This is a genomic window from Staphylococcus sp. NRL 16/872, from assembly GCF_022815905.2.
Lineage (GTDB): Bacteria > Bacillota > Bacilli > Staphylococcales > Staphylococcaceae > Staphylococcus.
Genome location: NZ_CP119327.1, coordinates 1,830,226 through 1,842,289 on the forward strand (window position 1 = coordinate 1,830,226; position 12,064 = coordinate 1,842,289).

A 12,064-nucleotide genomic window follows, 5' to 3' on the forward strand; every position below is an offset into this window, starting at 1 on the left:
CTCCTTAGCGCATTAAGTCTTTAACGCTAATAAATTCGATATTACCTTCACCACTTTCAGAAACAACTTTATTCATAATATCTGTATAAGTATTCAAGAAAGCTGCAAAACCATCGATTTTACGATATCTACTTTGTTTAGAAGGTAGCCAATTTCCATTTCTATCCAGTTTTAATTGAACATTGTTGATATACCATTTCATAAGTGGATTATTGTTGAATATAACTTTTCCATCTAAAAACATTTCCTTTAAATCTTTTAAAGCAGGACTTAAAGTCAAAGCACCTTGTCGTGTTTCTTCTGTTTCAAACCCGTAATTTTTCAACTCTTGATTTAATTTGAAAGCATTTGCTCTGTCATAGGTTATCTTTTCAACTGGATAATGCTCATTCATTTTAATAATCCAATCGTAAACATCTTGATACTCAATGTATGGTGTATCTTGAATGGTTAAGAAACCTTCTTCTTCCCATTCTCTATAAGGTATCTTCTCGTTCGAGTATTCAACCTTATGTTTCGGAATCCATGAATGAGATAAAACGGCAACTTTACCATTATCTAGTGCGAAAGTAGCACAAGCAGAAGTGAAGTCCTCTGTTTCTGATAAGTCATACCCAATCGTACATGGCAACCCTTCTAATTGATCTAATGCAATAACTTCGTTGTTCTTTTGCAACGTTTGATAGTCAATAAAGCTCATTTCATCGTTGTTGGCAAAAATATTAAAACGCTTTGTGATGAAGTCGCCACGTTCGGCGGGTATACGTTTAGCCTTTTCCCATTCTTCTTTCATCTCTTCAATGTCTATAGAAACACCCATATTAGGATTAGCTTTTATCCAATTAGATGAATCATTCATATCATCGTCATCATCAAGAGACGCCAAAAAGTAAAATGTACGTTCATCTGCTATAACACCATCAAGCGTATCTCTGCCCGCTTCAACCATATCAACAAGTGGTCCATCTAATTGATAACCAGCTGTTGTTATGTAAATGAGTAATGGTTGTAATCGCGCTGCTCTTGAGTTTTTAATGACTGATATCAATTTATAGTCTTTAAATTCATGTATTTCATCAAATATTCCCATGTGTGTGTTCAAACCATCTAATTTATCACTATCAGAGGCTTGTGGCATGATTTTCGATATTGTTGCATCGTAATGAATTTCGTCTCTTAACGGTCTGAAATTCTTACTTAATTTAGGACTAGCTTTAATCATGGCTTTTGATTCATCAAAAAGAATCCTTGCTTGTTTCATTACATTTGCTAATAGATGTATTTCTGCGCCATTTTCACCATCTTGTGAAACGCCATAGTTTGCAACACCCGAAATAGTGGTCGTTTTACCATTCTTACGTCCCATGAAAATAAGCGCTTCTCTAAAACGTCTTAATCGCGTTTCTTTATGCACCCAACCAAATAAACTACCGATGACAAAATGTTGCCAAGGTTGTAATACTAATTGTCGTTTAGATCCTTTTGATGGTTTACAAAACTTCTCTATAAAACGAATAGGTCTATGTGCTAATTCTTCATCAAAAACCCATTTACCACCGTTTTCTAAGTAACGTAAATGACGCTCACACTCTTTTATTACATATTTACTAGCAATAATCTTACCTTCGACTACTTGTTGCGCATACCAAGTTGTTAATAGCTTAGGTGATGGTTCGTTGAGTATCTTAATAGTCACCGAAACCACTTTCTTCCTGCACAATATTTTTACGTTGTGCGGCAGTTAAACCTAATGATTTAAGCAAGTTATTTAAGGTTTGTACCGTCTTTGTTAGCTCAATACTTAGTGGATTCTTAACAATATTGCTTGCTCCAGCTTTATTTGTGTGTTCCATCATCAAATCACTATGTTTTAACTCATCTCTTAATCTGCAATAAAATTCGTAAGTTTCAATATATAAGTTTATAAGTATATCGTCTGATTCTTGATAGTTATCGATATAGCTCATCAACTGTTCTTTTTTCAGATTCATGATGACCCCCCCTTTCATAAAAATTTTATCCGCGTTGCAAACGAAGATCCCCTGTCGGTTCCAGGCAAAAATATTTTTTGACCACTTGAGCAGGGGGTATAAAAAATAATTAAGTATTTTTTTATTTAAATTTTAGCAACTCGAATAATTTTTATATTATTTCTGTCTTGGTCATTAGCATGAATTTTATTGTGGCAACTATGACAAACTGAAAGTAAGTTATCGAGATTCAAAGCTTTATCAAAATCATCATCAACATAAACGATATGATGGACGATTGTAGCATCTGTGATATTCCCATTAAGTAAACACATTTGGCATAGGTTATTGTCTCTATCTAGTGCCATCTGTCGAAGCTTCTTCCATGCTCTTGAATGATAGAACCAATCATACTCATAAGACTTACGACCATGTTTATGTGTGTTGTCATGTCTTGTCATTGATCACACCTCATTGATTGCATAATAAAAGACACACCACTGAGTGATGTGCCTGTGTATTCGTATCGTATATCTATATTATAAAACTAATTGTATATTGATTGCACATTCCCTTCGATGTCTTCTATCTCTTCGATGTCTTCTCATTATCGTAGTGTCCTTGCTGTGCATCCATGTATACATTGACTATCTCATTAATGCATGCATAGAACTTAGAGTCACTATTAATCTCCATTAAATCTTTAATAGTCTTATGCTGCATATTAAGCTTAAGCATTTGAAGTATGTGGAAGTTCTTCTCATCTGTAATGTACTCTTCATACCTATCTATAAACTCTATCTTATTAAGTAGCTTAAGGTTGCGTCTATACTCTCTATTCCTATTCAGTACCTTAACTAATACCTTATCACCCGTACCGCTTTTGGCTTTAGGCATTACTGCTTCAATTCCATACTGTGCTATTGAAGTGCTATCTGCATCATATACCTGTGACTCTATGATATTACGCATCCACTTATAATCATTGATCATCTTCTTAACTTCACTACGTGTATACAAATGATTACCTCCATTACTTATACTTATCTATTCTTGCTTTAATAGCTTTCATTAATTCATCCTGTGTTAGTTCTTTATTCTGTAGTGCTTGATACACTCTTTGGTCTATTGTGTTCTCTGTCATAATATGATGAATGATTGTAGTATGTTCTTGTCCTTGTCTATACAATCTAGCATTGGCTTGTTGATATAGCTCTAATGACCATGTTAAGCCGAACCATACAATGATGTGACCACCTTGTTGTAGGTTAAGTCCATGTCCTGCACTTGCTGGATGTGCTAACAGTATCTTAGCTTTACCACTGTTCCATTTATCTTTATAGTCACTATCATCTAAAGTGATTACATCATCAAAGCGTTCCAGTATTCTATCCTTATCATGTCTAAAGCTATAGAATAAAAGGATTGGTTGCCCTTGTGATTCTTCGATTATCTCTTCTAACTTATCTAGCTTTCTATCATGAATGTGTCTCACTTCTTCATCATCTGTATAAACTGCTCCATTCGATAACTGCAGTAACTTCTGACTAAGTGACGCACCACTTTGTGCTACAACCGTTCCATCTGTCTCATCTTCTAAGATGTAATACTTCTCAAGCTCGTCATATAACTTACGTTCTTTATTAGATAAAGTAACAACTTGTTTCGTATCTATGCGTTCAGGCATATCTAAGTAATCACTAGCTTTCATACTTAAAGCTATATCTTCAATCTGTTTATAGATTAAATCTTCTGAGCCCTCTCTTAGTTCCCAGTTATACACATGATCACTTACTTGATGTGTAGCTCTGAAGTATCGTTCACGATATCGACTAAATGCCGTTTCTAGTCGTTCGCCTCTATCGATTAAATAAACTTGCGCCCATAAATCTAGTAGACTGTTTGGACTTGGCGTTCCAGTTAACCCAACAAATCTTTTCACTAAAGGTAGTTTCTTCTTTATGGCTTTAAACCTTTGGCTTGATGGATTCTTAAATGTTGATAGCTCATCTATCACAACCATATCGAATGGCCATTCTTTCTTATATTGCTCACATAACCATTTCGTATTTTCTTTATTGGTAATATAGATGTCTGCATCTTGCCTAAGTGCCGCTATTCTTTGCTTAGGTGTTCCAAGTATTTTAGATACACGCAAATGTTTTAAATGTTCCCACTTATCAATTTCATCTGCCCATGTATCTTTAGCAACATTCAAAGGTGCTATGACTAACATCTTTTCAGTATCAAGTAATTGTAATTCACTAAATGCCGTTAAGGTTGATACTGTCTTACCTAGGCCCATATCCAAGAAAAGACCATACTTTTCATTCTCAATCACTTTATCGATTGCATGCTTTTGATAGCTATGTGGTTGAAAGGTAATTGCCAATTTAGTCACCTACCTTTTTAATAAATTCATTCACTTGTTCTTTAGTCCATAGCGTGAAAACTTGATGGTTTCTTTTTTTTAATTGCTTATGCATGTATTGCTGCAATGGATCAACTCGTCCATTCGGTTGTTTCATTTCAACGTAATACGTTTTGCCTTTAGGCATAATGACTATCCTATCAGGCACACCTCTTGTTCCAGGCGACACCCACTTAAGACATAAGCCATTTAACTTTTTAACTTCTCTGACTAAATAGCTTTCGATTTTCGATTCTCTCATTTTCTCACCTGCATAATGAATACATAATTTATATATGCGTCCCTAACGTGCCTTTATTTTTTAGTTTTCTATACTATTATGCTATTAGGGACGTACATTACTATTACTTACTCCCTATCATTAAATATTAATCTATTATAGAAATTAAAAGGGACGCAAGGGACGATAGCACTCTAACCCTTGATACAACTGAATTTAAGCCGTGCCTTTAACCGTGCCTTTATTAAAATGTTAAAAGGGACGCAAGGGACGCTCACTTGAAAAACAGGCAATTTACCGTCCCTTTACTAATTTTAAAAGGCACGGTAAATTCAAGATAAAGGGACGCTTATTATTGAATATTTATACATTTTAAATTATATTAAATCATCTATGTCTACATCTCTAACATAAGCTTTTTGTTTACCATATTCTTTACCGAATTTAAGCTTGCCTTCTTTATTACCATCATAAACTTGCCAATTGCCTAACTGTCTTAAAGCGTTCGTAATCTTTTTAAGCTCCATTGAGCCTCGTCCGTCACCCTTATCTTTTCCAAAGCACTCAACGAATATTTCTAAAGCACACACTTTATCTCTTTGAACTAATTCGCTGCTTTGCTCACTAATCGACTCATCACCAAACTTATAAAAGTCTCGACGTTCACTAATTGACATATCTTGCCAGTTCTTAGGAATAGGTGTGTTAAGAAATTCTTCAATAATACCTACATAAGGTGATTCTTCGGTATGCTTACTTTGAATAGCATTCATCTCTTCTTCAAGTTCAGGATCTAGATAAAGTTCTTCGCCTTTATCGTAATAATGTTTAGCTTCTGCCCAAATTTGGTCAATTTCTTCCTTAGTTAGTTTTGACCATTTCACTTCTACTTTTTCAGGGTTAACAGTCATAGGCCAAAATCGACGACCGCCTGTTTCATCTCTTAGGAAATCAACTTTATTTGTTGTACCGATGAAGATGCATTGACGTGGAAAATCTTCTATATAATGACCATAAGCAACACGGAAACGGTCAATTTGTTTTGAGATGAAGTGCTTAATTGCTTCAACTTCGGCTTTACGTGTTGCAGCAAGTTCTGCCATTTCCATTAACCAAACGCCTTGAAGTGCTTCATAAGCTTCTTTACCAGTAACTGATACTAAACTGTCTGAGAACCAAGCACCGCCAAGCTTTTTAAGTATTGCCGATTTACCAACACCTTGTGGTCCGTAAAGCGTAAGCATATAGTCGAATTTGCATCCAGGTTCCATGACTCTTGCGACACCTGCAGTTAAAGCCTTACGTGTTGTCGTGCGATTAACTTCTGTGTCTTCAACGCCTAAATACTTAATAAATAGACGTTCAAGTCTAAGCTCACCGTCCCATGTTAGTCTATTAAGGTAATTTCTAACTGGATGATAAGCGTTTTGTATTGCAACACTGATGATTGCATCTTTTGTCTTACCTGAATGATGTATTTCATACACTTTTTCAATGTAACTACGTAATGCACTATCATCTCCGTCTTGCCATTGTCTATGTCGACTTTCTTTGTTCCACGGTGTTTTGCCTAAGCATTCAATCTGTTTCGTAAATTCATTAAATGCGATTTTACCTTTTAAGTTAGGATCATTACGTAAGATAATCTCAATGTTAGGAATGCTAGCTTTGAAGTTCCCTTTTGATGTAATTTCTAACGTTTCATCCCATTCGTCATTTGACGTTTCGATTGCGTCGAAGTCATCCATAACATTAGACATTTTGTCATTGATAAGCTGCTTTTTCACGCGCTCATCATTTTGTGCTTTTGTTTGCATGGCTTTATAACTTGGTAGACGATTAATTGGCGTATCAGCTTTCATGTCTTCATCTTGAGCGCCATATAAGTGAATACGCACTAAGTCAAAACTGTTAACAAGTTGACCACTGATTGGGTCTGTGTTGTGATGAGAATAAGCGAATTTGCCGTCCTCATATAAAACTAAACCGCCTGCAGTTGACCCTTCGTGGTAGGTATATCGGTCTGTACTATGTTGGTCGTAAAGTTCAGGTATAAAGGTTTCAATCGCTTCTTCAATAGTATAGGCTCTACAAAATGCACCAACGATACCTGGTTTCTCTTCTGGGTTACCTTGCTTGTCTGCTAAATGTTTTGTTTTGCTTTGCTCACGACTTGATGTTGGCCATTCTAAAGTGTCGGTCCAATCAACATATTCACTTAGAATTTCATCAGGGTCTAGTAGTGGTAAATCTTCATAAGTGAAAAAGAATTCTGCATCATTACTTGTTGATGGCCAATACATTAAGCGGTGTGGTTGATAAGTTGTATCATCAAAATATTCCATGCCAACCATATCTGCAACTTTACGTCCGACCGCTTCATACTCATCTGCATTGACATTACGTTTAAGTGGAATGACTAATCGTAATCTTGGACTAATCTCTCTATGCTTATGCGTTGAATAGACACAATAAGCAAAGTCGTAGAACATAGAAAGTATGTCGGTCATGTCTTGTGCTGCAAAGTCCAAGTCAAGCGTTAACATTGAACGGTTCATCACTTGACCGGCTTTACGCTTACCCTCCTTTAGGTAACCACCAACGAAACCACCAACATCTTTAACATCAGCTTGTTCAGTCTTTGACATCTTGTTGTAGTCGGCTAGGTCTTCTTTTGTTCTAACGGTTTGAGAAAGCTTTTGCATGAAGTCAGACCAAGCCATGTTATGATTAGTCCAATGCTTTGACAAACGACTTGCTGCATAAGCATAAGACACATCACGATCATATTTAATTGGTTGTAATTGTGTGACTTTGTCTAACATAAGTAGCTCCTTTCTTATCTTTTGCGATTATGCTCAATAATTTCACTAAGCATTTTGTTATGTGATTTGAGTGTTCTAATTTCATCTTTTTGTTCGCATTGAGCCATAAATTGAATAAAGCAAAGAATTGCTAAAAGTAATGTCGTTGTCCCCCACATTATTCATCTCTCCCATCTTTATAATTGAATGCATCTTCAAATGCTTGAGCGATATCACGCTCAATTTGTCGTCTGAATGTAGTGTTTAAATCGAATTGATCAACAGGACTTGCAAAGTCATCCGGTGCCGTATCAACTTCATCAGGTTTGTACATGAAATGCTCATATATTTTGATAAGTATTTTGTATATTAAGATTGCTGCAATAGCAGTTAGGAATGTTTCAAAGTATTTATTCATAAAGTATCGTTCCTTTCGAAAATATTTTGGTATACTTAAATTACTTTTATAGAAGGTGAGGTGCCATATAATGACAGGAAAATCAGTTAAAGATGCTATTATTAGATCCTTACAAGATGGTTATGCAACTAAAATAGCTACAGTAGATGGTGAAAAGTACAAAATTGATAACTACGGTACAATCAATGATGAATTTTGTATGGTAATGAGTAACAATAAGACTTTCACTATTGATACTAAAAGCATCGTTTCTATCACTCAAAGCGATGTTCCAAGCCATTCAGGTCTTAAGAAAGGGAAAGCTAAAATCCTTTAAATTGCTAGAGGGCCCTAGGGCCCTCATTTCATCTCCCCAACACTTCCTTTACACGTTGATAAATGTCTTTAGTACCCTGTACTTCCGAACCCGTCTGTCCCTCTCTCTGACACATTGCTAAACTCCTTTACTTCTTTTAATTCTGGTGTCCAAATTGGTACGATAACCAATTGTGCGAGTTTGTCGCCTTTTTTAATACCGTAAGAGTTAGGTATTTGATGTAAATCATTAGTTGCTTGTCCTTTGATATTTAAAACGCCGAAACCTTCTACTAACAGATTGTCTGACATATCTATATATTCTGCGTCATTCTTAATATTAATTCCTAAATTACCCTGATAACCTGCATCTATCTTGCCTGTTTCGATTACTAAATGCGTCTTGCTACTCACGCCACTTCTTGATGTTAAAAGTCCTACATAGCCCTCTGGGATGTTCACAGCTACATCTGTTTTAATCACTGCTTTTTCTTGTGACTCGAGCATCACTGTTTCTGCTGCATAGATGTCAAAGCCGGCATCTAAACGCTCACGTGTTGGTGTAGTTGCATTCTCTGATAGTTTGATAAACTCTAATGTGTTAGTCATTTATTCGTCCTCCTTAAATTCCATTTGCATTGGTAGTATTTCTATAATGCGCACACTTATTTTTGCTTTACTAAATCGCTTTAACATCTTTTGTTTAGCTTCTTCTTTATTCTTTGCAGGTACTAAATCGGTAAATGTATTAAGTCTGTTCAGATTAAGTTTGTACTTAACTTTGAATATCTCTTCCACGTTGTAAGCAAATTGAACAACTGTGATTTTGCCGTGCAACCATTTAGCGTGTTCACGTTTGATTAAGCCTAGTTTGTTCAATTCACGTTGTTGATTTTCAACAGTAAATTTATGGTTCTGCAATTCCCAAATTAAGTTATTAGCACTTTCTTTTGTTACTTCAAATGTATTGTTGAAAAAATCATCTGATACTACTTCTAGTTCACTCATCACTGCCACGCTCCATTGTTTTAGATATATTTCTTCTAGCATTCTCTTTCTCAACTTTACATATCGAAAAGTCAATCATTCTTTCTACTGCCTCATCTGCACAATATCCAGATGTGATAAAACGTTGTTTAATATCATCAAACGCCTCTGCCTTACGTTTAATGTCTGCAATATCGTTGATGAGTTCGTCGCGTTGGCTTTTATATTCGTCACGTTCTTTAATATGCTTTGCATTTTCGTTAAACCAGTATTCAGATTGTAATTCGTAGTATTCTTTAGTATTCGGCTCTATGCTATTTACCATTCCTAACACACTCCCTATTTCGTTTAATATCGTCTTGCTCAACTAACATTGTCACTCTGCTTCCTGCGACCTTTACGACAGAGCCGTTGACACCTAACTTGCGTAGTTCCTGTTGTATTTGTGTAGGTGTCTTGCCTTGTGTGTTGTAGCGATAGCGTTGGTTGATTGTGTCGGATAGTATCATTCCACTAGCCACGCTGGTACACCTTCTGTCTGTTTAATATCTGAATATTTATGTTCTACAAATTTCACATTCAATTCTTTTTCGACATCTTCTGTATAGGGCAATCGGTTTAAACTGCTAAAGCCTAAATGGTTATTCTCATCATTTTGAATAAACCAGGCGCCATATGCTTCACGTGTTAATACATCACATTGAACAACCAAGCCATTCATGCCACGAATAAGCATGTTGAATAATAAGAATGGAATTGTACGGTCGCTTAACTCCTCTGCTGTGTAGAAATACATTCTAGGCTCATAGTCAAATGGTGAATGCTTCATTCTATCCTTGTTCCATTTCTCAATCACAATGCCACCTGTTCCTGCTGCTGGCTCATAGTAATCACCTTTGCTATCTCCTACCATTTCCACAAGTAGCTTACTAATAGATTGTGGTGTGAAATCTTGCTTATGCTTTTTACGATTGGCATGTTCATCTTGGAAATATTCATGAAACCAGTCGTAATTGACATCTTTATCAAAGGCTTCAAGAAACTCCATAAATATCTTGTTACGTTCTTCTATATCGCCATGTAAGATTTCCATAATTTTTCTAGGTGCTTGATAACTGTCTCTAATATTTAGAATGTCATTGATCATTCGCCTACACCTACAATCTCTTTAACTGGCACTCTAATCGCAATTAATCTATCACGCGTTTGTTTTTCTATTTCATAAGCGTGCTTAGAAGAGATAGCAAAGAAGCCACCAATTGATATGCCTAATTTCTCACAACATTCTTTAGCTGTTCCTGCACAAATAACGTCGTCACCTTTATAAACCACGTATTCATAACTAATGCCACTACCCATTTAACTCACCTCACCGTTGTAAAATTCATCTGCCCACATGAAAGCACGATAGCCTATTGTGTGGTAAGCATTACGACTATTGTTGCAGCAGTCATTTATTGTTTGTCTGTTATACAAAGTGATAGCTTCTGCTTGTCGAGTGCTTTTAAACTCATCTAGTAATTCGCCCTTTTCGCTAACAAACACAATACCTTTACGTTTTCCTTTGTGTCCTGTGATGCGCCCTAATTCTTCTCTTGTTGTTTTAGCTAAGTTACTAGCTCGTACATCATATTTAAATCCGTTTTTGCTATAAACAACCTCATCTTTATTTAAGTGACCATAAAAGGCTTCATAAACTAATCTGTTAGCGCGATAATGCTTCCCTTTATATTTAATGTTTGGATAGCCTTTTTGATTGAAAACAAAATAGTAACGATATCCTGTCTTCGTTTTTGCTTTAAATCTTGCATAGTCACTCGCGTAAAGGCCCTCTAATTTTGTTTCTCTCCAAATTTCATTTGGCAATTCTAACTTTTGAATGAGTTGTCTTTTTTCTTTAACGCTTAATTCATTTCTGACGAAGTAGCATTGCAGCTTTCTATTATAGGTTTGATTATTTACATATCTTGTTAGCATAGAGGGGCTAACACCAAGCACTTTATGTGCATATTCTGTTGAGATGCGGGTAAGCCGATTAAATAACGGCTCCCACATATAAACTGGTAGTTGTTTTGCCATGTTTATTCCTCCAATACATCTATCAAGCGTTCACAATAAACTTTCGCTTTTTTAATATCTTCTAATTCATCATCTTTACGACCTGCACGTGTTGAATATTTGATAATGTTACCTAGCATAAAACCTTTAAAGTGATCATCTGATAATTGTTGTTTTACAAAATCAATTACATCTACACCATCTTTACCTTGATAATGTTCTGGCGTGGTATCAGGTTCGGTTTCATCTTTAGAGTCTTTATTCAATTTCTCCATAGTTGTTGAAAATTTGGTTCCTGTTTTTTGATGAATTACCTTTATTTCTGTCTCACCTGAAGTATTAAGCTTTCTGCTAAAAGGTTTGTTCGATTTAACAAAATTCCAGCTATTATCAATAATTACTTTCTCACCATTCATTTTTTCAACTTGTGCTTCCCATTTAATACTGTCCGATACTACATCATGCTCTCCCTTTACTTGGTTAACGATTGCTAATTGTGTGAGTTGTTGATCATTAGCAAAATCTATATATTCAATCACATCATTCTTATTTAAATCTGCTATTCTTGTCATAGCTCATTGCCCCCTTTGCCATATATTAATTCAGGTCCTCTTAACCCCTATTTATATCTTTTTCGCACTGTGCTATCGGCTACGTCGAAATGTTTGTATACATCACATAGCCGATAAGCTTTTCCATTCAAGTTTACTTTTGGCGTTTTCTTTTTAACTGAAAGAACAGCTGTTGCTTCAGGTTGATATCTATATAAGTGTTTAAGTTCAACATCTAGCCCATCTTCAGTTTTAATATCAAAATTGCCATAGTCTTCCATTGCTTCAACTAAATCTGTAATTAATTCAACTGCTGTTGTTGCCATTTTAA

The 12,064-nt window shown here is 35.6% G+C and carries 19 protein-coding genes; 1 reads left to right on the top strand and 18 read right to left on the bottom strand.

The genetic code is table 11. The features are described 5' to 3' along the window. Positions 1-4: 4 nt before the first annotated feature. The 9 genes from MT340_RS09085 to MT340_RS09125 form a co-directional block, all read right to left on the bottom strand. Positions 5-1,696, bottom strand: a complete 1,692-nt coding sequence (locus MT340_RS09085; RefSeq protein WP_243603790.1) for a terminase large subunit — start codon at positions 1,694-1,696, stop codon at positions 5-7. Continuing rightward, entirely contained in the window at positions 1,686-1,991 is a 306-nt protein-coding gene (locus MT340_RS09090; protein WP_058660235.1) for a P27 family phage terminase small subunit, read from the bottom strand. The genes MT340_RS09085 and MT340_RS09090 overlap by 11 nt, the downstream gene beginning before the upstream one ends. A gap of 125 nt (positions 1,992-2,116) precedes the next feature. Further along, entirely contained in the window at positions 2,117-2,431 is a 315-nt protein-coding gene (locus MT340_RS09095) for an HNH endonuclease (RefSeq protein WP_243603791.1), read from the bottom strand. A gap of 124 nt (positions 2,432-2,555) precedes the next feature. Continuing rightward, the gene (locus MT340_RS09100; protein ID WP_243603792.1) at positions 2,556-2,990 is read right to left on the bottom strand and encodes a hypothetical protein; all 435 of its coding nucleotides are present in this window, start codon (positions 2,988-2,990) and stop codon (positions 2,556-2,558) included. Between the two features lie 13 nt (positions 2,991-3,003). Next, positions 3,004-4,371: an SNF2-related protein gene (locus MT340_RS09105; protein ID WP_243603793.1), complete on the bottom strand. Its 1,368-nt coding sequence runs from the start codon at positions 4,369-4,371 to the stop codon at positions 3,004-3,006. Further along, on the bottom strand, positions 4,364-4,642 hold the full coding sequence (locus MT340_RS09110; protein ID WP_243603794.1) for a VRR-NUC domain-containing protein: 279 nt from the start codon (positions 4,640-4,642) through the stop codon (positions 4,364-4,366). Before MT340_RS09110 ends, MT340_RS09105 begins: the two co-directional genes overlap by 8 nt. Positions 4,643-4,998: 356 nt before the next feature. Continuing rightward, on the bottom strand, positions 4,999-7,446 hold the full coding sequence (locus MT340_RS09115; protein ID WP_243603795.1) for a virulence-associated E family protein: 2,448 nt from the start codon (positions 7,444-7,446) through the stop codon (positions 4,999-5,001). A gap of 14 nt (positions 7,447-7,460) precedes the next feature. Beyond that, positions 7,461-7,604, bottom strand: a complete 144-nt coding sequence (locus MT340_RS09120; RefSeq protein ID WP_243589676.1) for a hypothetical protein — start codon at positions 7,602-7,604, stop codon at positions 7,461-7,463. Continuing rightward, entirely contained in the window at positions 7,604-7,843 is a 240-nt protein-coding gene (locus MT340_RS09125) for a hypothetical protein (protein ID WP_243603796.1), read from the bottom strand. Before MT340_RS09125 ends, MT340_RS09120 begins: the two co-directional genes overlap by 1 nt. Before the next feature lie 70 nt (positions 7,844-7,913). On the opposite strand from MT340_RS09125, the gene MT340_RS09130 reads away from it, so the two are divergent. Continuing rightward, a complete protein-coding gene (locus MT340_RS09130) occupies positions 7,914-8,159 on the top strand; it encodes a hypothetical protein (protein WP_243603797.1) in 246 nt (81 codons plus the stop codon). 68 nt (positions 8,160-8,227) lie between these two features. Here the strand turns inward: MT340_RS09130 and MT340_RS09135 are convergent, their stop codons facing one another. From MT340_RS09135 to MT340_RS09175, 9 genes are read right to left on the bottom strand one after another with little or no spacing between them, the layout of a single operon-like run. After that, positions 8,228-8,746, bottom strand: a complete 519-nt coding sequence (locus MT340_RS09135) for a dUTP diphosphatase (RefSeq protein WP_243603798.1) — start codon at positions 8,744-8,746, stop codon at positions 8,228-8,230. Then, complete coding sequence (locus tag MT340_RS09140) at positions 8,747-9,145, bottom strand: hypothetical protein (protein WP_243603799.1); 399 nt, start codon at positions 9,143-9,145, stop codon at positions 8,747-8,749. Then, on the bottom strand, positions 9,138-9,437 hold the full coding sequence (locus tag MT340_RS09145; RefSeq protein WP_243603940.1) for a hypothetical protein: 300 nt from the start codon (positions 9,435-9,437) through the stop codon (positions 9,138-9,140). The genes MT340_RS09140 and MT340_RS09145 overlap by 8 nt, the downstream gene beginning before the upstream one ends. A gap of 1 nt (position 9,438) precedes the next feature. Further along, complete coding sequence (locus MT340_RS09150; protein WP_243603800.1) at positions 9,439-9,633, bottom strand: hypothetical protein; 195 nt, start codon at positions 9,631-9,633, stop codon at positions 9,439-9,441. Next, positions 9,630-10,271, bottom strand: coding sequence for an N-6 DNA methylase (locus MT340_RS09155; protein WP_243603801.1), 642 nt, complete (start codon positions 10,269-10,271; stop codon positions 9,630-9,632). Before MT340_RS09155 ends, MT340_RS09150 begins: the two co-directional genes overlap by 4 nt. Then, entirely contained in the window at positions 10,268-10,483 is a 216-nt protein-coding gene (locus MT340_RS09160) for a hypothetical protein (RefSeq protein WP_243589681.1), read from the bottom strand. Before MT340_RS09160 ends, MT340_RS09155 begins: the two co-directional genes overlap by 4 nt. Continuing rightward, the gene (locus MT340_RS09165; RefSeq protein WP_243589682.1) at positions 10,484-11,203 is read right to left on the bottom strand and encodes an HNH endonuclease; all 720 of its coding nucleotides are present in this window, start codon (positions 11,201-11,203) and stop codon (positions 10,484-10,486) included. It lies immediately after the preceding gene. A 2-nt stretch (positions 11,204-11,205) separates the two neighbouring features. Then, a complete protein-coding gene (locus MT340_RS09170; RefSeq protein WP_243603802.1) occupies positions 11,206-11,754 on the bottom strand; it encodes a DUF3310 domain-containing protein in 549 nt (182 codons plus the stop codon). Positions 11,755-11,801: 47 nt separating this feature from the next. Next, positions 11,802-12,059 (bottom strand): hypothetical protein, encoded by a 258-nt coding sequence (locus MT340_RS09175; protein ID WP_243603803.1) that lies wholly within the window; start codon positions 12,057-12,059, stop codon positions 11,802-11,804. Positions 12,060-12,064 lie beyond the last annotated feature (5 nt).

What these genes read in the sequence shown, in the direction of transcription:
- MT340_RS09095 (WP_243603791.1), bottom strand. Translation starts at nt 2,431, where the DNA reads ATGACAAGACATGACAACACACATAAACATGGTCGTAAGTCTTATGAG.
- MT340_RS09115 (WP_243603795.1), bottom strand. Translation starts at nt 7,446, where the DNA reads ATGTTAGACAAAGTCACACAATTACAACCAATTAAATATGATCGTGAT.
- MT340_RS09110 (WP_243603794.1), bottom strand. Translation starts at nt 4,642, where the DNA reads ATGAGAGAATCGAAAATCGAAAGCTATTTAGTCAGAGAAGTTAAAAAG.
- MT340_RS09120 (WP_243589676.1), bottom strand. Translation starts at nt 7,604, where the DNA reads ATGTGGGGGACAACGACATTACTTTTAGCAATTCTTTGCTTTATTCAA.
- MT340_RS09150 (WP_243603800.1), bottom strand. Translation starts at nt 9,633, where the DNA reads ATGATACTATCCGACACAATCAACCAACGCTATCGCTACAACACACAA.
- MT340_RS09175 (WP_243603803.1), bottom strand. Translation starts at nt 12,059, where the DNA reads ATGGCAACAACAGCAGTTGAATTAATTACAGATTTAGTTGAAGCAATG.
- MT340_RS09125 (WP_243603796.1), bottom strand. Translation starts at nt 7,843, where the DNA reads ATGAATAAATACTTTGAAACATTCCTAACTGCTATTGCAGCAATCTTA.
- MT340_RS09155 (WP_243603801.1), bottom strand. Translation starts at nt 10,271, where the DNA reads ATGATCAATGACATTCTAAATATTAGAGACAGTTATCAAGCACCTAGA.
- MT340_RS09130 (WP_243603797.1), top strand. Translation starts at nt 7,914, where the DNA reads ATGACAGGAAAATCAGTTAAAGATGCTATTATTAGATCCTTACAAGAT.
- MT340_RS09165 (WP_243589682.1), bottom strand. Translation starts at nt 11,203, where the DNA reads ATGGCAAAACAACTACCAGTTTATATGTGGGAGCCGTTATTTAATCGG.
- MT340_RS09090 (WP_058660235.1), bottom strand. Translation starts at nt 1,991, where the DNA reads ATGAATCTGAAAAAAGAACAGTTGATGAGCTATATCGATAACTATCAA.
- MT340_RS09170 (WP_243603802.1), bottom strand. Translation starts at nt 11,754, where the DNA reads ATGACAAGAATAGCAGATTTAAATAAGAATGATGTGATTGAATATATA.
- MT340_RS09140 (WP_243603799.1), bottom strand. Translation starts at nt 9,145, where the DNA reads ATGAGTGAACTAGAAGTAGTATCAGATGATTTTTTCAACAATACATTT.
- MT340_RS09135 (WP_243603798.1), bottom strand. Translation starts at nt 8,746, where the DNA reads ATGACTAACACATTAGAGTTTATCAAACTATCAGAGAATGCAACTACA.
- MT340_RS09160 (WP_243589681.1), bottom strand. Translation starts at nt 10,483, where the DNA reads ATGGGTAGTGGCATTAGTTATGAATACGTGGTTTATAAAGGTGACGAC.